This is a genomic window from Mesorhizobium sp. M0500 (genome assembly GCF_040321165.1).
GTDB lineage: Bacteria > Pseudomonadota > Alphaproteobacteria > Rhizobiales > Rhizobiaceae > Mesorhizobium.
Map to the genome: position 1 here is coordinate 213,751 of NZ_JAMYRB010000008.1, position 20,384 is coordinate 234,134.

Annotated in this window: 19 protein-coding genes and 1 other RNA gene; 10 read left to right on the forward strand and 10 right to left on the reverse strand. The window is 62.3% G+C overall.

Annotation, left to right across the window (positions count from 1 at the left end; all coding sequences use genetic code 11):
- Positions 1-205 precede the first annotated feature (205 nt).
- Positions 206-1,321 carry a cystathionine gamma-lyase gene (locus tag NKI70_RS17590; protein ID WP_352622678.1) on the forward strand — a complete coding sequence of 372 codons (1,116 nt, stop codon included), beginning with the start codon at positions 206-208 and terminating at the stop codon, positions 1,319-1,321.
- Positions 1,322-1,329: 8 nt separating this feature from the next.
- Here NKI70_RS17590 and NKI70_RS17595 read toward each other — a convergent pair whose 3' ends face one another.
- The 7 genes from NKI70_RS17595 to NKI70_RS17625 all read right to left on the reverse strand — a co-directional run bounded on the left by NKI70_RS17595 (position 1,330) and on the right by NKI70_RS17625 (position 5,339).
- Positions 1,330-1,623 carry a type II toxin-antitoxin system RelE/ParE family toxin gene (locus NKI70_RS17595; protein WP_352456175.1) on the reverse strand — a complete coding sequence of 98 codons (294 nt, stop codon included), beginning with the start codon at positions 1,621-1,623 and terminating at the stop codon, positions 1,330-1,332.
- On the reverse strand, positions 1,620-1,904 hold the full coding sequence (locus tag NKI70_RS17600) for a type II toxin-antitoxin system ParD family antitoxin (RefSeq protein WP_352456177.1): 285 nt from the start codon (positions 1,902-1,904) through the stop codon (positions 1,620-1,622). Before NKI70_RS17600 ends, NKI70_RS17595 begins: the two co-directional genes overlap by 4 nt.
- A gap of 151 nt (positions 1,905-2,055) precedes the next feature.
- An RNA gene (rnpB, locus tag NKI70_RS17605) (RNase P RNA component class A) lies at positions 2,056-2,454 on the reverse strand.
- A gap of 59 nt (positions 2,455-2,513) precedes the next feature.
- On the reverse strand, positions 2,514-3,266 hold the full coding sequence (locus tag NKI70_RS17610; protein ID WP_352724778.1) for a lytic transglycosylase domain-containing protein: 753 nt from the start codon (positions 3,264-3,266) through the stop codon (positions 2,514-2,516).
- Between the two features lie 185 nt (positions 3,267-3,451).
- Positions 3,452-4,219, reverse strand: a complete 768-nt coding sequence (locus tag NKI70_RS17615; RefSeq protein ID WP_352622672.1) for an N-acetylmuramoyl-L-alanine amidase — start codon at positions 4,217-4,219, stop codon at positions 3,452-3,454.
- Entirely contained in the window at positions 4,216-4,935 is a 720-nt protein-coding gene (locus NKI70_RS17620) for a TerB family tellurite resistance protein (RefSeq protein ID WP_352453144.1), read from the reverse strand. The genes NKI70_RS17615 and NKI70_RS17620 overlap by 4 nt, the downstream gene beginning before the upstream one ends.
- Positions 4,936-5,132: 197 nt before the next feature.
- Positions 5,133-5,339, reverse strand: coding sequence for a hypothetical protein (locus NKI70_RS17625; protein ID WP_023676780.1), 207 nt, complete (start codon positions 5,337-5,339; stop codon positions 5,133-5,135).
- Between the two features lie 182 nt (positions 5,340-5,521).
- Here NKI70_RS17625 and NKI70_RS17630 point away from each other — a divergent pair, with 182 nt between their 5' ends.
- The 5 genes from NKI70_RS17630 (at position 5,522) to NKI70_RS17650 (ending at position 12,160) form a co-directional block, all read left to right on the forward strand.
- The gene (locus NKI70_RS17630) at positions 5,522-9,415 is read left to right on the forward strand and encodes a hydantoinase B/oxoprolinase family protein (protein WP_352724779.1); all 3,894 of its coding nucleotides are present in this window, start codon (positions 5,522-5,524) and stop codon (positions 9,413-9,415) included.
- Between the two features lie 82 nt (positions 9,416-9,497).
- Positions 9,498-10,745 (forward strand): BtaA family protein, encoded by a 1,248-nt coding sequence (locus NKI70_RS17635; protein ID WP_352699232.1) that lies wholly within the window; start codon positions 9,498-9,500, stop codon positions 10,743-10,745.
- The gene (locus tag NKI70_RS17640; protein ID WP_023676783.1) at positions 10,742-11,407 is read left to right on the forward strand and encodes a class I SAM-dependent methyltransferase; all 666 of its coding nucleotides are present in this window, start codon (positions 10,742-10,744) and stop codon (positions 11,405-11,407) included. The genes NKI70_RS17635 and NKI70_RS17640 overlap by 4 nt, the downstream gene beginning before the upstream one ends.
- A gap of 135 nt (positions 11,408-11,542) precedes the next feature.
- Complete coding sequence (locus NKI70_RS17645) at positions 11,543-11,839, forward strand: type II toxin-antitoxin system RelE/ParE family toxin (protein WP_352456184.1); 297 nt, start codon at positions 11,543-11,545, stop codon at positions 11,837-11,839.
- Positions 11,840-11,851: 12 nt separating this feature from the next.
- Positions 11,852-12,160 carry a HigA family addiction module antitoxin gene (locus tag NKI70_RS17650; RefSeq protein ID WP_352453138.1) on the forward strand — a complete coding sequence of 103 codons (309 nt, stop codon included), beginning with the start codon at positions 11,852-11,854 and terminating at the stop codon, positions 12,158-12,160.
- 24 nt (positions 12,161-12,184) lie between these two features.
- Here NKI70_RS17650 and NKI70_RS17655 read toward each other — a convergent pair whose 3' ends face one another.
- Positions 12,185-13,564 (reverse strand): serine hydrolase domain-containing protein, encoded by a 1,380-nt coding sequence (locus NKI70_RS17655; RefSeq protein WP_352589427.1) that lies wholly within the window; start codon positions 13,562-13,564, stop codon positions 12,185-12,187.
- A 404-nt stretch (positions 13,565-13,968) separates the two neighbouring features.
- On the opposite strand from NKI70_RS17655, the gene NKI70_RS17660 reads away from it, so the two are divergent.
- Both NKI70_RS17660 and NKI70_RS17665 read left to right on the forward strand, forming a co-directional pair.
- On the forward strand, positions 13,969-14,766 hold the full coding sequence (locus NKI70_RS17660) for a glycoside hydrolase family 25 protein (RefSeq protein WP_502897774.1): 798 nt from the start codon (positions 13,969-13,971) through the stop codon (positions 14,764-14,766).
- A gap of 80 nt (positions 14,767-14,846) precedes the next feature.
- Positions 14,847-16,019 carry a lytic murein transglycosylase gene (locus tag NKI70_RS17665; protein WP_352680278.1) on the forward strand — a complete coding sequence of 391 codons (1,173 nt, stop codon included), beginning with the start codon at positions 14,847-14,849 and terminating at the stop codon, positions 16,017-16,019.
- Between the two features lie 101 nt (positions 16,020-16,120).
- On the opposite strand, the gene NKI70_RS17670 is transcribed toward NKI70_RS17665, so the two are convergent.
- The gene (locus NKI70_RS17670; protein WP_352680279.1) at positions 16,121-17,014 is read right to left on the reverse strand and encodes a LysR family transcriptional regulator; all 894 of its coding nucleotides are present in this window, start codon (positions 17,012-17,014) and stop codon (positions 16,121-16,123) included.
- A 123-nt stretch (positions 17,015-17,137) separates the two neighbouring features.
- On the opposite strand from NKI70_RS17670, the gene NKI70_RS17675 reads away from it, so the two are divergent.
- Positions 17,138-17,869 carry an SDR family oxidoreductase gene (locus NKI70_RS17675; RefSeq protein ID WP_352699228.1) on the forward strand — a complete coding sequence of 244 codons (732 nt, stop codon included), beginning with the start codon at positions 17,138-17,140 and terminating at the stop codon, positions 17,867-17,869.
- 125 nt (positions 17,870-17,994) lie between these two features.
- On the opposite strand, the gene NKI70_RS17680 is transcribed toward NKI70_RS17675, so the two are convergent.
- Positions 17,995-19,215 (reverse strand): alanine racemase, encoded by a 1,221-nt coding sequence (locus NKI70_RS17680; RefSeq protein WP_352465177.1) that lies wholly within the window; start codon positions 19,213-19,215, stop codon positions 17,995-17,997.
- A 226-nt stretch (positions 19,216-19,441) separates the two neighbouring features.
- Between NKI70_RS17680 and NKI70_RS17685 the strand changes: the two genes are divergently transcribed.
- Complete coding sequence (locus NKI70_RS17685; protein WP_352699225.1) at positions 19,442-20,359, forward strand: DMT family transporter; 918 nt, start codon at positions 19,442-19,444, stop codon at positions 20,357-20,359.
- Positions 20,360-20,384: the final 25 nt, after the last annotated feature.

Here is a 20,384-nt window from a genome sequence, read left to right on the forward strand (position 1 = left end):
GTTATGGGCGTCAACGGGAACAGTCTTCAAAACGCGCCTGCCACGACTGGGGAGAGCAGCTTTGACGGCACTCCGGTCTTTATCGTCTATTAAGCCTAACGAAGCGTTTAGAGCCGTGTGGCCCAACCGGAGCCGACTTGCTGCGGATCGCTGCCGCGCATAGCCTCGGCATCTCCTTTTCCGGTCAGTAACGAGGTTTGAAATCATGTCCGAAACAGCCAAGTCACGCGCCGCGGCACTTCCCCATCTGCGCCGCGGCGGGCTGGCCAAGGGCGACCCGATCCCCTTGCCCCTGACGATGGCCGCCATCTTTCATGCGCCCGGCGACGCCACCGGCTTCGATCAATATGGCCGCTTCAGCAATCCGACCTGGGATGCGGTCGAGCACATGCTGGCGCATCTGGAAGACGCCCCATGCGTCGCCTTTCCCTCGGGGATGGCTGCCATCTCGGCGGTATTTTTCGGCCTGCTCAAAGCCGGCGACCGTATCCTGCTGCCGTCCGACGGCTATCACACGACGAGAGCGCTGGCAGAGCGCTTCCTGAAGTCCTTCGGCGTCGCTTACGATGTCCGGCCGACGTCGAACTTCCTCGACGGCGGCTTCGACGGATACCGGCTTGCCTTCGTCGAAACGCCCGCCAACCCAGGACTGGACATATGCGACATCGCAGCCGTCGCCGAGGCCGTGCATAGAGCGGGTGCGGTGCTTGTGGTCGACAACACGACGATGACGCCTTTCGGCCAGCGCCCGCTCGATCTCGGCGCAGATATCGTCATTGCCGCCGATACCAAGGCACCAAACGGCCATTCCGATGTGCTGTTCGGCCATGTCGCCAGCCGCGACGCGGACATTATCTCGAGGGTGACCGACTGGCGCGAGACGTCGGGCGCTATCCCCGGGCCGTTCGAGGCATGGCTGGTGCATCGCGGCCTCGAAACGCTGGACGTGCGCTTCGACCGCATGTGCGCTTCCGCCGAAATGATAGCGCGACGGCTGAAAAACCATCGCGCGATCAGCGGCTTGCGCTTTCCGGGACTGGAGAGCGATCCATCGCACAATCTTGCCCGCGCCCAGATGGAGCGCTTCGGCTTTCTCATCTCGTTCGTGCTCGCCTCGGAGGACAAGGCCGAGGATTTCATCAACAACTGCGCCTTGATGCAGGCAGCGACGTCGTTCGGCGGCGTACACACTTCGGCCGAACGGCGATCAAAAAGGGGAGATGCCGTTCCGCCCGGCTTCGTTCGCCTGTCGATCGGCTGCGAGCCGGTGGAAGAGCTTTGGCAGGCGATCGAGGCGTCGCTAGACGCAATCGGTGGCTGAATCGGCAATCACGAATTCAGATCGTCGGCATCAATCTTGCGCCGGCCGTGCAGCACGCGAATGATTTCGATCGCCTCTTCGCGGACACGATACAAGGTGAGGTATTCGCCGACGATCAGGTGACGGATTCCGGTTGCGATGTCTTCGCGCGGCGCACCTGAGAAGGGGTGCAGGGTCAGCAAATCCCACCGCCTTTGCAAGAGATCCACGAGCCGAACCGCCGCATTTGGATTCTGTTCGGCAATGTAGTCGCCGATGGCTTCGAGGTCGATCAATGCCTGAGGAAGCAGGCGGTATTTCACTCCTCAAGGCCTTTGGTTCCGGCCATTTTCAGATATTTGGCGCGCAGCCGTTCCATGATTGGCGGCCCGTCCAGCCCCGGTCCGCTGTCGATCCCCTCCTGCACCAGCTTGCGCAATTCCTCGACCGTGTAGCCGAGCAGGTCGCGCCGGTCCTTCCATTGCCTCAGCGCGTCGCGGATCACCTCGCTCGCCGAGGCATATTCGCCGGCGGCGACCACGTCGTCGACTGCCGCGGCCAGTTCCGGCGACAGCGTGATGCTGCGTTTATCGACCTGTCCCATGACGCGCTCCTGAATACCGTCATCCAAATGGTACGATTTAATCGCACCATTTTCAAGGAATGTCGCGCTCGATTGCGGGTCGAAAACTGAATCAACTGCTGCGCCCGAAGACGCAACCTGCTGATATCAGGAGATTTCCTTTATAGGGAAAACTGCCAGCTGGCCTGTAAGCCGGGTTCTGTATGGCCCTCGCCCCTTACGGGGCGAGAACGTGGCGGCCATTCATCTTGGGCGCATGTTGCCATGCGCCTCACGCAACCTACCCGGACGGTGAGCCGGAAACAGCCCTCGAGGGTTTCCCCTCGCACCGCCCCTATTCGGTCTTGCTCCCGGTGGGGTTTACCGTGCCGCTCCTGTTGCCAGTCGCGCGGTGGGCTCTTACCCCACCCTTTCACCCTTGCCACGATTGGATCGTGGCGGTTTGCTTTCTGTGGCACTTTCCCTGGGGTCGCCCCCGCCGGCCATTAACCGGCACCGTGTCTCCATGGAGCCCGGACTTTCCTCACCCGCAGCCTTTCGGCTTCGCGGGTGCGGCCGCCCGGCCAGCTGGCAAGGCGTATAAAGGGGTTCAGGCCCGAAAACGCAAACGAAAAAGCAAGTTGTCGCTTGTCAGGCGGGCGCTCCAAGTGCTGCCAGCTGCACCTTGACCTTGCCGCAATAGGCTGCGGACACCGGGTTCATCCGTGTGGCGGCGTGGCCGGCATTGTATTTCAGGATCGTGCCGCAGGTCGTGCCGCCGCCGAGATCCCGCGCCATGGCAAGGTACTTCATGCCGTATTTGATGTTGGTATCGGGATCGTAGAGACCCTGAGCCGAACCGCTATAACCCATCATCCGCGCCGTCGCCGGCTTGATCTGCATCAGGCCGATCTCGCCGGCGCTGCCGACCTGGTTCGGCTGGTAGTTGCTCTCGATCTTGATGACGGCATTGGCGAGCGACACCGGGACGCCATAGCTGGCGGCATAACGCGCAATGATCGCCGAATACTGTCCGCTGCCGCCGACAACCACCGCCTGAGGCGCTGGCCTGCTCTTCGGAGCGACTGACGCCGTTGCCATGCGGTCGATGCGTTTGCGGTTACGCTTCACATGCTGTTTGGCGATTGTCTTTCTTGCAGCGGTTGGCCTTTTCGCGGAGACTGGCTTTTTCGTCCTTACCGCGGCCGCTTTTTCCACTTTTGCGGTGGCGGTCTTCTCTACTTTTGCACCACCACGGGTGGCTTTCGGCACGGCGGTTTTGCCGGCTGCGGCACTGAAGCCCTGATCGGCCCGCTGGCTCAGCGGTGCGCTGTTCGCCGCACTGAAGGCAAAAGTCATTACGCCGGCAGCAATGGCTGCCGTTAAAACGGTCAATTTCTGCATGTGATCCTGTTCTGTTTGATCTGCACAAAGAACTTCGCGCAGATACCCTCAATCAACATCGGAACATGTGGGGGGATAGACGTCCGACAATCTGTACGGATCGCCTTTGACGACGGAATTGGCGCCAAAGAAGGCGACGCAAGTCACTTTGAGTAACAGATTGTAACTTTTAAGCTGGCAAAAGATTATTTGAGAGAGGCTATCCTTGCGTAAGCGAGCAGCCTTTCCAGCGTGCGGATCGTCGATCCGTCAGCCATGCCATCGACCAGGCGCAGCCGGAAATGCCGCTGAAATGCCTCGACCACGATTTCGGTCTGCCGGTCGAAAGTGCCGGTGATCTCGACGCCATAACCATAGAGCGCCAGCATCGACTGCAGCGCCTCTACCTCGGCGCCGGTATCGCCTGGCTTCAGCACGGCGCCGCGCCGGATCGGTGCTGCCGGCACAACATGGCCGATACCGGCAGCAAACAAGGCCTTCCATGGAAATTTCTCGCCTGGATCGACCTTTCGCCCCGGTGCCACGTCGGAATGGGCAAGCACCCGCTGCGCCGGAATGGAATGGCGCTCGATGATCCCAGCGCACAGGCCGATCACCGCGTCGATCTGCGGTTTTGGAAAGTTGCGATAGCCGAGCGTATGCCCCGGATTGACGATCTCGATGCCGATCGAACAGGAGTTGATGTCGCTCTGTCCGAACCACGAGCTCTTGCCGGCATGCCAGGCGCGGTCGCTTTCCCTTACCATCTGAACAATTCGGCCGTCCTCATGGACCAGGTAGTGCGACGAGACCTCGCTTGCCGGATCGCACAACCATGCCTCGGCACCGGCGCCGGTAGCCATGCCGGTGTAGTGCAGCACGATCATATCGGGTCCGAGCGTCCCGCGCCGTGGTCCGAAATTCGGCGATACCCTGACCTCGGCGCTCGGCTCATCGGGCGGAAAGCCGCTCATGCGTGCCGCAGGCCTCGCTCGATCATTTCATAGGCCGCGTTGATCGCCGCCAGCCTGGTCGTCGCGATCTTGATGAATTCCTGCGGCAGGCCGCGTGCGATCAGCCGGTCCGGATGATTGTCGGAGACCAGCTTGCGGTAACGCCTGCGGACCTCCTCGAACGGCTTCCCACGCTCGATGCCGAGCACAACATAGGGATCGGCGGCACCCAGATCGACATGCCGGGCCAGGATGCTCTGGTAATGCGCCTCATCGATGCGGAATATCTCGGCGATGCGATGCAGGAATTGGCCCTCGCGCTCATGCACCAGCCCGTCGGCCTTGGCGATGTGGAACAGCCCGTCGAGTATGTCCTCGAGCATCAGGCAGTTCGAATGGCCCGAACCGCAAAGCTGCGCCATCCGCTCGGCATAGGTCTCGAAACCGGCAATGTCGCGTTTGGCCAAATCGTAGAGCCGCGCCACATTGCGCCTCTGTTCCTTCGGCACCTCGAATATTTCCTGGAAGGCGCGCACCTCGTCTTGCGTGACGATGCCGTCTGCCTTGGCCATCTTGGCCGACAGGGCGATCATCGCCACCGAGAAGGCGACGCGCCGGCGCAGATCGGCATCGCCGGAGAAAACCGTGCGCACGGCCTCGACCACTTCGGCGACGCCTGACGACGCTGAAGATGAAACGCGTGTGACGAAGTCGCCAAGGCGGTCCCAAATCGACATGGGGGCTTCATAGGGCCAACTACCCATCGCTATCAAGCCAAGACAGTGCCGCAGGGGCTGGCCCAATCGATTTGGCGCAATGCCTGAGGCGGCTGGCGCCAGCGCTCACGTCGTCGCACTCGGCCGCCAGGCGCTGGTATCGTAAGCAGCAGAAAGGCCGGCCTGTGAGGCCAGCCTTTCCTTGGTTGTCACATTGACTACTGAGCCGGAGCAGCCGGCGCAGGCGCCGGAGCCGGAGCCGGCTCGGCAGGCTTGTTGGCGTCAGGAGCAGCCGGCTTCATCGTCTGGTCGGATGCCGGCGGGTTGGTGCTCTGCGTCGTGGTGTTGTCGGTGCCGCTGTTGCTGCAGGCGGCAAGGCCAAGCAACGCAAGCGCCGACACCGACGCAAGAATGAGTTTCTTCATGATATCTCTCCTCTAATCACGCCTCCGTTACCGGCGGCGGTCGAGGACACAATGCGTAAGCTGCGCATGAGTTTCGTAACGTTGCATTTCTGCCTGTAACATATTCCAATCATTTGACGATTGCCGGTCAGGGCCTCGCGAGCTAACAGATCGAACAGGGAAAAATCCCGGGAGCCGCCGCAGTGACTGCAAAATGGGATTTCTGGATCGACCGTGGCGGCACCTTCACCGATGTCATCGGCCGTGACCCGCAAGGCGCGCTGCACCCGCGCAAGCTGCTGTCCGAGAATCCCGAAGCCTATGCCGATGCTGCCATCCATGGCATTCGCGAGCTGCTCGGCGTCCAACCCGGCGCTCCAATCCCCTCCGCTCTGATCGGCAATGTCAAGATGGGCACCACGGTTGCCACCAATGCGCTTCTCGAGCGCAAGGGCGACCGTGTGCTGCTGCTCATCACAAAAGGCTTCCGCGATGCGCTGAGGATTGCCTATCAGGCCAGGCCCGATATCTTTGCCAAGCAGATCATCCTTCCCGAACAGCTCTACGAGCGTGTCGTCGAGATCGACGAAAGGGTTCGCGTCGACGGTAGTGTCGAGCGCCTGCTCGACATTGCTTCGGTACGCCAGGCTATTGAGCAAGCCAAGGCGGATGGCATCGATGCGGTCGCGATCGTCTTCATGCATGCCTGGAAACATCCCGAGCACGAAAAGGCGGTCGCCAAAGTCTGTCGAAAGCTCGGATTCTCGCAGGTCTCGGTCAGTCACGAGGTCTCGCCTCTGATCAAGCTGGTCGGCCGCGGCGACACCACGGTGGTCGACGCCTATCTGTCGCCGATCCTGGCTAGGTATGTGCAAAGGGTTGCGGCGGAACTGGGTGCCGCGCCAATCTCCCCCCTTGTGGGGGAGATGGCTGCGCAGCAGCCAGAGGGGGTCATCTCAGAAGGCACCGCCAGAGTGTCGAACCCAGTCGAGCCGACCCCACCCGGCGGCTTCGCCGCCACCCTCCCCTCAAGGGGGAGGGAAAGCCCTCGCCTCATGTTCATGATGTCGTCGGGCGGCCTCACCGCCGCCGACATGTTCCAGGGCAAGGATGCGCTGTTGTCCGGCCCGGCCGGCGGTGTCGTCGGCATGGTCGAGACGGCAAAACTCGCCGGTTTCGGCAAAGTCATAGGCTTCGACATGGGCGGCACCTCCACCGATGTCGCCCATTACGATGGTGACTACGAGCGCGCCTTCGACACCGAGGTCGCCGGCGTGCGCATCCGCGCGCCGATGATGCGCATCCACACCGTTGCTGCAGGCGGCGGCTCGATCCTCCATTACGAGGCCGGCCGCTTTCGCGCCGGGCCGGATTCGGCCGGCGCCAATCCCGGCCCGGCCGCCTATAGGCGCGGCGGCCCGTTGGCCGTCACTGACGCCAATGTCATGCTGGGCAAGCTGCAGCCCGAGTTCTTCCCGGCTATTTTTGGACCGGGCCAGGACGAACCGCTCGACGTCCAGACGGTTCGCGAAAAATTCACCGCACTTGCCGCCGAGATCGGCGACGGCCGCTCGCCGGAAACCGTCGCCGAAGGGTTCATCACCATCGCCGTCGAAAACATGGCCAACGCCATCAAGAAGATTTCGGTGCAGCGCGGCTACGATGTCACCGAATACCTCCTGAACTGCTTCGGCGGCGCCGGCGGCCAGCACGCTTGCCTGGTCGCCGATGCGCTCGGCATGGAGGCGGTGCTGATCCATCCCTTCTCAGGCCTGCTCTCGGCATACGGCATCGGCCTATCCTCTGTATTTGCGTCACGCCAGCAGGCGCTGCTGAAGCCGCTGGCGGACAATTCCGGGCCAGCGATCGATGAACTCATCGCAACGCTGCGCAAAGCCGTCATCGACGAACTCGCCGCGCAAGGCATCAGCGAAGACGCGGTCGCCTCGAGACCGGTGCTGCAGATCCGCTACGACGGCACCGATACCGCGCTGCCTGTGAACTTCGGGCACGGCTCGATTGCGCAGGCCAAGGCGGACTTCGAACTGGCGCACAAGGCGCAGTTCGGTTTCGTCTACGACGACAAGCCGATGATCGTCGAATCGGTCGGCGTCGAGGGTACCGATACCGGCGGCACCGGCCGCGAGGAACAAAGCCTTCCTGGCGTTCGCCACTCCAGACCAGCGCAGAAACGGGTGCGCCTCTACTCTGAAGGTCAATGGCGCACCGCTGGGGTTTATTTCCGTGAGTATGACAACGGCATCCCTGATCTCGACCCCGGTTGCCAGATCGCCGGCCCCGCTTTGATCATCGAGCCGAACCAGACCATTATCGTCGAGCCGGGCTGGCAGGCCGAGATCACCGCCAAGGACCACGTATTGATGCGGCGCGTCGAGAAGAAGCGCCGACAGGCCGCACTCGGCACCGAAGCCGATCCGGTGATGCTGGAGGTCTTCAACAACCTGTTCATGTCGATCGCCGAACAGATGGGCGTAACGCTGCAAAACACTGCCTATTCCGTCAACATCAAGGAGCGGCTCGATTTCTCCTGCGCCGTCTTCGACCGGAATGGCGCGCTGGTCGCCAATGCACCGCATATGCCGGTGCATCTCGGTTCCATGGATCGCTCGGTGGAGACCATCATCCGGCTCAATTCCGGCGACATTCACCCCGGCGACGTGTTTGCGCTGAACGCACCTTACAATGGCGGCACCCATCTGCCTGATATCACAGTGGTGACACCGGTGTTTTCCCTCCCCCTTGAGGGGAGGGTGGCCGCGAAGCGGCCGGGTGGGGTCCTCGCAGAAGGCACCACAAGTGCGTCGAGCACTGCCGCAACGACCCCCTCCGGCGGCTTCGCCGCCACCTCCCCCTCGAGGGGGGAGGAGATCCTCTTCTACGTCGCCTCGCGTGGCCATCATGCCGACATCGGCGGCACCGCGCCCGGCTCGATGACGCCGCTTGCCACAACCGTCGACGAGGAAGGCGTGCTGTTCGATAATTTCCGCATCGTCGATCGCGGCCGGTTCCGCGAGAAGGACCTGGAGACGCTACTCACCAACCACCCCTACCCGGCGCGCAATCCGCACCAGAACATCTCCGACCTCAAGGCGCAGATCGCCGCGAACGAAAAGGGCGTCGCCGAGCTGCGCAAGATGGTCGCGCATTTCGGCCTCGATGTGGTCGAAGCCTATATGGGCCATGTCCAGGACAATGCCGCCGAAAGCGTGCGCCGCGTTCTGGAGCGGCTGCCCGACAGTTCCGAATACGAATATCCGACCGACACCGGCCAAATGATCAAGGTGAAGATATCGGTCGACCGGCGGAAGCGCGAAGCGACCGTCGACTTCACCGGAACGTCGCCGGTGATGAAGAACAATTTCAATGCGCCAGAGCCAGTCGCCCGAGCCGCTGTGCTTTATGCCTTCCGCGTCATGGTCGAAGACAACATCCCGATGAATGCCGGATGTCTGCGGCCGATCAACATCGTCATTCCCGACGGCTCGATGCTGAAGCCCGCCTATCCCGCGGCAGTCGTCGCCGGTAACGTCGAGACCTCGCAGCACGTCACCAACGCGCTGTTCGGCGCCATGGGCGCGATGGCCAATGCGCAAGGCACGATGAACAATCTCACCTTCGGCAACAAGCAGTACCAGTATTACGAGACGATCTGCTCGGGCTCGCCGGCCGGCCGGATGAACGACGGCCGCGGTTTTGCCGGGACCTCCGGCGTCCACACCCATATGACCAATTCGCGCCTGACCGATCCGGAAGTGCTGGAACTGCGTTTCCCGGTATTGCTCGAGGATTTTCATATCCGCGAAGGCTCCGGCGGCGAAGGCAAATGGAATGCCGGCGACGGCACCAGGCGCACCATCCGCTTCCTCGAAAAAATGGAATGCGCGATCCTGTCCTCGCATCGCAACCGCCCGCCGCGGGGACTGGACCGAGGCGGCGATGGCGAGGCCGGTTCGACCAAGGTCCGCCGCAAGACCGGCGCGATCGAGACGCTGAAAGCCTGCGATCAGACCATCCTCGACACTGGCGAGGCGGTCATCGTGACGACGCCGACCCCAGGTGGATTTGGCAAGGCCTGAACTCGCGTCAACAGGCTGTCACTGGCCTGTCATCACCCTGCGCTACCCGCTTGCGGCAAAGCAAACGGGGAATCGCCTTGCCATGACGGACATTTCTGGGGACCTGGTTTTTCGCCGCGGCAAGGAAGTCGGCAAGGCCGTCTACCAGAACCGCCCGCTGTCGAAAGCCGGCATCTCCGAGCGCCTGTTCGCCTTCCTGTTCTCCGGCCTCGTCTATCCGCAGATCTGGGAAGACCCCGAAATCGACATGGACGCGATGCAGCTCGGGACGGGCCACCGCATCGTCACCATTGCCTCCGGCGGCTGTAACATCCTTGCCTATCTCACCCGCTCGCCGGAAAGGATCGATGCCGTCGACCTCAACGCTGCCCATATCGCGCTGAACCGCATGAAGCTCGAAGCCGTCCGTCACCTGCCGTCGCAAGGCGACCTGTTCCGTTTCTTCGGCGCGGCTGGGACCGGGCACAATTCACAGGCCTACGACCGCTTCATCGCACCGCATCTCGACCCGGTCAGCCGCCACTATTGGGAGCGCCGCAACTGGCGCGGCCGTCGCCGCATCGCTGTCTTCGACCGCAATTTCTACCAGACCGGGCTGCTCGGCTTGTTCATCGCCATGGGCCACCGCACCGCAAAATTCTTCGGCGTCGACCCGGCCGGCATCATGGACGCCAAGAGCATCGCCGATCAGCGCCGCTTCTTCGACGAAGAGCTGGCGCCGGTCTTCGAAAAACCGCTGCTGAAATGGGCGACATCGCGAAAGGCTTCGCTGTTCGGCCTCGGCATTCCGCCGGCCCAGTACGATTCGCTGATCACCTCGGGTGACGGCACCATGGCCAGCGTGCTGAAGGCACGACTGGAAAAGCTCGCCTGCGATTTTCCGCTGAAGACCAATTATTTCGCCTGGCAGGCTTTCGCCCGCCGCTACCCTGATCCGGGCGAGGCCGCCCTGCCCGCCTATCTCGAAAAGCGCAACTACAAGACGATCCGCAACAATGTCGATCGCGTTGCCATCCACCACGCCAATCTGATCGAGTTCCTTGCCCGCAAGGATGCCGGCTCGGTGGATCGCTTCGTGCTGCTCGATGCACAGGACTGGATGACCGACGACCAGCTCAACGAGTTGTGGGCCGAGATCACCCGAACCGCCTCCACCGGCGCCCGCGTCATCTTCCGCACCGCAGCGGAACCCAGCCTGCTGCCCGGCCGCGTCTCGAATTCGCTGCTCGATCAGTGGCGCTACGAGAACGACGCCTCGCGCGAGTTTTCGGCGCGCGACCGCTCGGCCATCTATGGCGGCTTCCATCTCTATGTGAAGCGGTCCGCATGAGCACGACCGACTTGCCGGCCAGCCATGCCGAACTGATGGACGGCGTCTACCGCTGGCAGCGTCATATCTACGACCTGACCCGCAAATATTATTTGCTGGGCCGCGACCGGCTTATCGCCGGACTGGATGTGCCGGCCGGCGGCACCGTGCTCGAGCTCGGCTGCGGCACCGGCCGCAACATCATCCTCGCCGCCCGCCGCTATCCCGGCGCGCGCTTCTTCGGCCTCGATATTTCGGCCGAGATGCTGGAGACGGCCACTGCCGCCCTCGCGCGCGAAGGCCTCTCCGGCCGCGTCACGCTGGCGCGCGGCGATGCCACGAATTTCGACGCGAAAGCGCTGTTCGGCGTCGAAAGTTTCGACCGCGTCTTTGTCTCATATTCGCTGTCGATGATCCCCGGCTGGGAAAAGACGGTATCCGCGGCTCTTGCTGCTCTGTCACCGGGTGGCTCGCTGCATGTCGTCGATTTTGGCCAGCAGGAAGCCTTGCCCAGCTGGTTCCGCAAGCTGTTGCGCGGCTGGCTGAAAAAATTCCACGTCGAGCCGCGTCAATCGTTGCGCGCGATTCTGGATTCGGAATCTGCAAGAGTTGGCGCAAGCGTTCGATTCAAAACACTTTATCGCGGCTACAGCTGGCTCGCCGTGAGCAAGATCGCCATCTAATATCAATTTTGCCGTGGAAGGTTTTGGGGCTCCAATCCTAAATGAGGGCCGTGGCTGAAATCAGTTAATTGGCTAAATCACACATTGCCATATGACCCAAGGAGTGGTACATTATCTCCTCGCCGGAAGCATGGGATGATCATCGGCTTTAGAGATGGATGGCTGCGGGCTTTCTTCGTGGACGACACCCACTCCCGCAATATTCCGTCCGATCTCGAAAGCCGCTTGTTCCGCAAGCTCCAGATGATTGACGACGCGGCGATCGATCAGGATTTGCGTGTGCCGCCCAGCAACCATTTCGAGAAGTTGCGCGGCAATCTCGAAGGCTTCCATTCGATCCGTGTCAACAAACAATGGCGGCTGGTCTTCCGCTGGGACGGGGGCCGGGGCGAGGCGTCGGACATCTATCTCGACGACCACAGTTATATATAAGTGAGGTGAGACATGTTGATGACCGCACGCAAGCCAGCAACGGTTGGCGAAATTCTTACGGAAGAATTCATGCAACCACTCGGCCTGACACAGGCGGCTTTGGCCGAAGCTATGAGCGTCCAGCGCAAGCATGTGAACGAATTGTGCAACGGCCGCCGCAACGTGACGGCGGCTACCGCGCTCATTCTGGCGCGGGTGTTTGGCAACAGCCCGGATTTCTGGTTGAACGTCCAGCGCCGTAATGATCTTTGGACGGTTATGAACTCACCCGACGAGCGGGCGCGTGTTGATCGCGCCAAACCTTTGGCGACAGCCGCATAGACAAGACTGCGACCGCCGCATTCCTCAGTGCAGCGCCTTGATCAGCGCCGCCACCATCGCCTGCGGCCGATAGCCGAGCCTGGCCGGCGTCAGCCCGAGCCGCACCACAACCAGCTGCTCCGAGGGGATGATGGCAACCGTTTGCCCATCATGCCCCTCCATCCAATAGGTGTCCTTGGGCAGGCCGGCGGCAGTGCCGGCGCCGGGGTTTTCTTCGTCGCCCGGTCCTTCTATCCATAATTGCCCCTTGCCGTAGACTTTCGAGGCAGTTGCCGGTTCCCGCATCCAGTCGACGAAGCCGGCGGGCAGGATCTCCTGGCCGTTCCAGACGCCGCCCTGCAGCAGGAACTGGCCGAAGCGCGCCCAGTCGCATGCCGTGGCATAGAGATAGGACGAGCCGACGAAGGTGCCGTGCTCGTCGGCCTCAAGCACAGCGCTCTGCATGCCGAGCGGATCGAACAGCGCGGTCCTCGGCCACGCCAGTGCCTTGTCCTTGTCGCCGATTGCGTCCTGCCACAGCCTGGACAGCATCACCGCCGTGCCGCTCGAATAGGAAAACACCTTGCCGATCTCGCCGGTCAGCGGCTTGGATCCGGCAAAGCCCGCCATGTCCGGTTCGAGATAGAGCATGCGCGTTACGTCGGCGACGTCGCCATAATCCTCGTTGAATTCCAGCCCGCTCGACATCGCCATCATGTCGGCGAGGCTGATCACGGCGCGACCATCTCCCTTCCAGGGACCGAACAGACCCTGGTTGGTCATCGCCAGCTTGCCCTCCTTCACCAGCGTGCCGACGATCGCCGCATTTACGGTCTTGGTCATTGACCAGCCCAATAGCGGCGTCTTTTCGGAAAAGCCGTCGCCATAACGCTCAGCGACGATGCGGCCGTTCTTGACCACCACGACGGCCCGCATGCCGGCGCCGGTCATTGCTGGATCGTCGAGGACTTTCGCGACCTCGGGATCCTGCGAGGCATCGGCCTTGTCGCCCTCCGGCCAGATCAGATCGGGCAGCGGCGCCGGCGTCGGTGCAGCTCCGGCGACAGCCTTGGCGGCGGCAATATCGCCGTCGGGAACCGAGGCGCAGCCGAGCCCGTCGCGCGCAACCGCGACACTTTTGCCGAGCACACCGAACAGGCCGGCCGAAACCGTTCCCTTCTCCTTGTCGACCGACACTCTCATCAGCTTCAGCAGCGGGTGACCCGGCGCCTGCACATCGACGGCAAGCACATCGTCGGCGTCTCGCCCGGCGATGAAGACGTTCGAACAGACGATCTTAGCCGCATAGCCGGAACCGACGCGGATCAGTTCCGGCGGCGCAAAATACAGCCAGCCGGCGAGTACCGCGGCGGCCAGCACAGCCAAGCCGAGCAGCCATTTGACGAACTTCAAAAGGATCTGCATTTGAGTTCCCCCGGGCGCGCTCGATCTATGTCATCGATTTGCCGCCATTGTTTCGGCAAAATCGCGGCTCTTGTCGAGCGCCGTCAACCGAATATCAACCATGATCGGCGATCACAGGTGAATGTCGCCCAGAAGTGCGCAGCGGTTTTGGGACAACGACATGCATAGACAAAAGAGCTAAGCGCGTCGAAGCGACGCGCTTAGGACAGACCGGGCGATCCTGTAGGGTGACCGTCCGGCGGGGCTTGAATGCATGCGTCCCAAACTGCGTAACGGTTTGGGAATGCATGAAACGAAGATCCAGGCGCGTCGCGTAAGTCGGTTTCAGACACGCTGCGCCTGGTCGAGGGGCACCCGCGGAAAGACCCATCAGCGGCCGGCTGAAACCGGCTCGGGAAGTAGCGATGCGCCGTTTCGCGGTTCTCATCACGCTGACGCTGCTTGGTGCCTGCTCGACAGTCGAGGATCTGACGCCATCGCTGTCGTCGTCCAGCGCCTCGATGGTTGCGGTACGCGCGCCGCGTTTTGCCGATTCCGACCCGCATGAATGGGATAGCGGCGCACCGTGGAGCTACGCCGTCCACGGCACCGACGTCTCCAAATACCAGACCTCGATCGACTGGCCGGCGGCCAGGGCCAGCGGCATCTCCTTCGCCTTTATCAAGGCAACCGAAGGCGGAGACCGTTTCGATGAAGCTTTCAACGAGCATTGGAGCCGCACCAAGGCCTCGGGCGTCCCCCGTGCCGCCTATCATTTCTTCTACTTTTGCACGCCGGCCGCTACCCAGGCGCGCTGGTTCATCCAGAACGTTCCCAGAGACGGTTCGGCGATGCCGCCGGTTCTCGACATGGAATGGAACCCGAAATCGCCGACCTGCAAGCTGCGGCCAGATCCCGCCACGGTACGCAGCGAGATGAGCACATTCCTCGAAATCGTCGAAAAACACTACGGCAAGAAGCCGATCATCTACACGTCGGTCGACTTCTTCGAAGATAATGGTTTATCGGGTTTCCGCGGCTACCCCTACTGGCTGCGCTCCGTCGCCGGGCACCCGCGCCAGAAATACGGCAGCCATCCCTTCACCTTCTGGCAGTATACCGGAACGGGTGTCGTGCCGGGCATGGCCGGAAACGCCGACATCAACGTCTTCAACGGCTCCGAAGCCGCCTGGAAGAAGTGGTTGCGGCAGAACACCCGTTGACACCAGGCCTGCCGCCTGCTTTTCGACACAGCCAATGACGAATGCCCGCAACCGCTGGTAATCTTCTCGGAAGGATGGCGATGCGATCGCGCTTTGGAATTATCGCGGCGCTGCTCCTGACCGCCGTGCCGGCCGCGGCACAGCAATGCGGCGGGGATTTCGAGTCATGGAAGCACGGCGTGGCGGCGGAGGCCAGGGCGGCCGGCGTCGGCGCTGCCGGCCTTGATGCGCTGGAAAACGCCACCCTCGATGAGAAGGCGTTGGCACGCGACCGCGCCCAGGGCGTCTTCACCCAGACCTTCATCGAATTCTCGAACCGCATGATCTCGTCCCATCGGCTGAAGCAAGGTGCGGCCAATCTGCAAAAATATGCCGAGGTCTTTGTCCGCGCCGATCGCGAATACGGCGTGCAGGCGCCGGTCATCGCCGCCTTCTGGGCCCTGGAGACCGATTTTGGCGCCGTGCAGGGCGATTTTCATACGCTGAACGCGCTGGTGAGCCTCTCGCATGACTGCCGCCGTCCGCAGTTGTTCCGGCCGCAGATCGTGCCGCTGCTGATGTTGATCGATCGCGGCGTGGTGCCGGCCGACGTGACCGGTGCCTGGGCCGGCGAGATCGGCCAGACGCAGATGTTGCCTTCCGACTATCTCGGCCACGGCGTCGACGGCGACGGCGATGGCTTGGTCGACCTGCGCGGCAGCGCGCCGGACGTGATCATGAGCACGGCCAGCAAGATCCAGTCGCGCGGCTGGAAGCGCGACCAGCCCTGGATCGAGGAAGTCCGTGTGCCTGACGATTTGCCGTGGGAGCAGACGGGACGCACCAACAAGCTGCCGTTGACGCAATGGAGCCAGTGGGGCGTTACCAGGCCCGACGGTACGCCGCTTCTCGACAACGGCCTGAAGGCCGGCCTGGCGCTGCCCATGGGTCGCAAGGGGCCAGCCTTCCTGACCTACGACAATTTCGACGTCTATCTCGAGTGGAACCAGTCCTTCACCTATGCCCTGACCGCGGCAAATCTTGCCGCCCGACTGGGGGGCGCGCCGCGATTCGATCCGCGCAACCCCGAACCCGGCCTCGACGGCGACCAGATGAAGGCGCTGCAGACCAAGCTCGAAGCGAAAGGCTATGACGTCGGCACCGTCGACGGCATCCTGGGCACCAACACCCGCGAAGCCATCCGCAAGGAGCAGATGCGTCTGGGCCTGCCGGTCGACGGCTGGCCGACTCCGGAGCTGCTGGACAGGCTGTGAAGGTGGTGAATGGTGAATGGTGAATGGTGAATGGTGAAAAGAATAGAACAGGAGCCGCATTGAGCACCAGAGCTACCACTATTCACTATTCACTATTCACATCACCGCCTGGCAAGCAGGAAATCGATGAACGCTCGCAACGGCGCCGGAACTTGGCGGGAACTCGCGTGATATAGATAAAAACCCGGAAATCTCGGCGACCAGGCTTCGAGAAAACGGATTAGCTTTCCCGCTTCGATCCACGGCCGGACCTGGTATTCCAGCATGTACGCCACGCCGACCCCATCCAGAACCGCCCCGATCATCAGTTCCGTATCGTTGACCGTCAGGCCGCCGCTGACGGCCACTTCCAAGGCACGCTGGCCTCGGGCGAACTCCCAGCGGTAGAGATTGCCGCCGCTCGGCCATTGGAAATTGATGCATTGGTGATGATGCAGGTCCGCGGGGCGACGGGGTATCGGGCGATGCGCCAGATAGCTCGGCGCCGCCACTGCGGCCATCTCGAGTTCCTCGCTGAGTTTCACCGCCACCATGTCCTTGTGCAGCCGCTCACCCAATCTGATTCCGGCATCGAAGCGGCCCTCGACGATGTCGGTGAGCATGTCGTCGACAATGATTGTGAGGGCGATATCGGGATAGGCGCGGCGGAAATCGCCGAGGATCGGCGCGATGAAACGCGTGGCGGCAATGCGCGGAACATTGATGCGCAGCGAGCCTGCCGGCCGGCCGCGTGATGCATGCGCGTCGGCGACGGCCCCTTCCAGTTCGCTGAACGCCGGTGCGATGCGGGCAAACAGCTTCTCGCCCTCAGCCGTCGGCGACATGCTGCGCGTGGTGCGGTTGAGCAGGCGGACACCGAGACGCTCTTCCAGCCCACGTATCGTCTGGCTGAGTGCTGGAGGCGAAATCCTGAGTTTGGCCGCGGCGCGGACGAAGCTGCCCTCTTCGATGATTGCTGCAAATGCCGTGAGTTCGGAAAACTCGGTTCCGCGCATTATGTACCCCAGGCTTAACAAGTCAGTAAGATAATAGGCTATTCTCTGAGCAATAGCATGCCCATAGCTTTCCCTGGAACGCCGCTCGATCGAGGCGGCCGTAATCAGACGGAAGGAACAGCCATGCATCGTCCACTCGAAGGCAAAACCGCACTTGTGACCGGCAGCTCGCGTGGCATCGGGCGCGCCATCGCCGAGGGGCTCGCGGCCAAGGGTGCTGCCGTGGTCGTCAACTATGTGGGCAACGAGAAAGCAGCCAGGGAAGTGGTTGCCGCCATTGAAGGGATTGGCGGAAAAGCGATCGCCATCCAGGCGGACGTCTCCAGCATCCCCGACATTCGCAAGCTGTTCGACGAAACCGAGAGGCAGATGGGGCCGATTGACGTCGTCGTCGCCAATGTCGGCGTCGCCGTCATAAAACCGCTCGTCGAGGCTACCGAAGCGGACTTCGATCATGTGTTCGGCACCAATGCCAAGGGCACCTTCTTCACGTTTCAGGAGGCGGCGCGCCGCGTTCGCAACGGTGGCCGCATCATTGCCGTTTCCACCGGTGGAACCAGGATGTTCTTCACGCACACGGCGCTCTATCTCGGCAGCAAGGGAGCCGTCGAACAGTTCGTCCGCGTCCTCGCGCGCGAACTCGGCCCGCGCTCCGTTACCGTGAATGCGCTTTCACCAGGCTTCACCGACACCGACCTGCTTCCCGAACGGGACCGCGCCGTGGCCGCCGGCATGTCGCCCTTCTGCCGGATCGGAGCGCCGCGCGACGTCGCCGATGTCGCGGTTTTCCTGGCCTCGGACGAGGCTCGCTGGCTTACCGGCGAGAATATCCAGGCCGGCGGCGGCGTGGCCTGACTGAATGGTGAATGGTGAATGGTGAATGGTGAATGGTGAATGGTGAATGGTGACGATTCACGGGAGCGGGACGGAAGCAATAACTACTTCTATTCACTATTCACTATTCACTATTCCACCATTAACTAATCCGCCATCGTCTCCAGGCTGGCAAACCCCTGCGGCGCATCGCCTTCGTCGAATGGCGTCGCCACCTCGACGAAAGTGTCGGGATAGAAGCCGTTGAACCGTGTTCGGAGCGACAGCGAATAGGCGCCGATATGGCCGATCTCGATCCAGTCACCGGTATCGACGGTTTCGGGCAGCCAGAACGGCCGCGACAATATATCGACGGAATCGCAAGTCGCGCCACAGACCTTGAACGGCACGATGGTCTTGTCCTCGCCATTGCGCGAGCGGATCGCCGGATCGGGGATGAAGCGCGCCGGCAACGTGATCTTGCCGGTCCATGAATCCGACAGCGACGCCCAGATGCCGTCATTGATGTAGAGCCTTTTGCCCTTGCGCAGCAGCACGCGCACGATCAGCGACAGGCAGCGCGCCACGATCACCCGGCCCGGCTCGGCCACCAGCGGCATCTGGTCGAACTGGTACTCCTGGAGGTCGCCCGACAACCGCGACATGATCTGGCCGAGCGACGGCATTTCCGGCTTGCGGCTGTTCGGATCATGACCGTATTCGGCCGGAAAGCCGCCGCCGACATCGAGCCCGGCAATGTCGAAGCCGACGCGGTTGCGCACCCAGTCGGCGGAGGCCAGCGCCCGCTCGTAGGTGTCGGGATCCTCGATCTGGCTGCCGACGTGAAAGCACAGCCCGACCTTGTAGCCCGTCCGGTTCAGCCGTTCGGCCAGTTCGACCGCATTGGCCGGTCCGGCGCCGAACTTCTTCGACAGTTCGTAAGCTGCCGAGCCTTTCGTCTGGATGCGCACGAACACGGTAATCGCGCCCGGATCGATGTCGAGCGCCCGCACCACCCTGGTCAGCTTGGTGATCTCGTCCTCATGGTCGAGCGAAATGACGCGGACGGCGTATTTTTCCAGCGCCAGCCTGATGTCCGACTGCGCCTTCACGGGGTGCATGTAGAGCATCTCGGCGTCGGGCGAGACGGCGCGCACGGCAGCGAATTCGCCGGGCGAGGCCACATCGAAGGCACTGACGCCGGCCTCGACCAGGGCGTTGAGCACGATCCGCTCGCCATTGGTCTTGACCGCATAGGCAGTCTTGCCGGGAAACATGCCCATGAACTGTTTGGCGTCCGCCTTCAGCACCTGCGGGCGGAAGCAATAGATCGGATCGTCCGGGCGAAGCGCCAGCGCTGCCTCGCGGGCATTTTCGAATCGCTGCATGGACGAATCCCTTGACTGAGGCTGCGCACAATTAATCCAAGCTAGCGGCTAATGAAAACAATTCTATGTCTCGCCGCCCTAGCTTCGCGGCGCTACGCCGTTCTGTACGCCGGTTATGAGCGAGCTAGGCCATCGCTCAGGTTTCGGGTGGCCCTTGCCGCCGGACCGGGTGGAGCGTGAACAGATGCCTGAAGAGAGCAAGGCATCTCGTCTGGGAGGACGACCAATGGCGATAGCTGCCACCACCACAATGCGCGGGCCGATGGTGCTCAAGGACTGGGCGCAGCTTCTGCTGCTCGGCGCGATCTGGGGCGGCTCGTTCTTCTTTGCCCGTATTGCGGTAGCGGAACTTCCGCCGCTGGTGCTGGTGCTGTTCCGCGTCACCATAGCTGCGATCGCGTTGCAGCTCTATCTTGCGGTCCGTGGCCCGTCGTTTCGCCTCGCCTTGCCGCATGCCGGCCTGTTCTTCCTGCTGGCGCTCGCCAACAATGTCATCCCTTTCTCGCTGATCTTTGCCGGCCAGACCGAGCTCGGCGCCGGTGTCGCCTCGGTGCTCAATTCGACGACGCCGTTCTGGACGCTGATCCTCGCCAACGCCCTGACCAGCGACGAAAAGCTGTCGTGGAACAAGCTTGCCGGCATCGCCCTCGGTATCGCGGGAACGGCGGTGATGATCGGCCCCGGCCTCGTCGCCGGGCTCGGCGGTCCGGTCTGGGCGAAATTCGCGCTCATCGGAGCGTCGCTATCCTATGCGGTTGCACTGATGATTGCCCGCCGCTTCAGGGGTGTGCCGTCGCCGGTCATTGCCACCGGACAATTGACCTGCTCGACCGTTATCATGGTTCCGGTCGTTCTGTTCACCTATGATGCCGCCAATCTGTTTTCGGCTTCACCGCCGGTCTGGGCGGCGGTGCTGGCACTGGCTCTGCTGTCGACGGCCTTCGCCTACATCCTCTATTTCAATCTCGTCGCCTCGGCCGGCGCCACCAACGCCTCGCTGGTCACGCTCATCGTGCCGGCCAGTGCCATCCTGCTCGGCTTCCTGTTCCTGGGCGAGCGGCTCGAACTGTTCGAATTCGGCGGCATGGCGCTGATCGCCCTCGGCCTCGTCACCATCGACGGTCGACTGTTCTGGCGGCGTTAGAGATGGCGCAGCGAAGTTGTCGCTC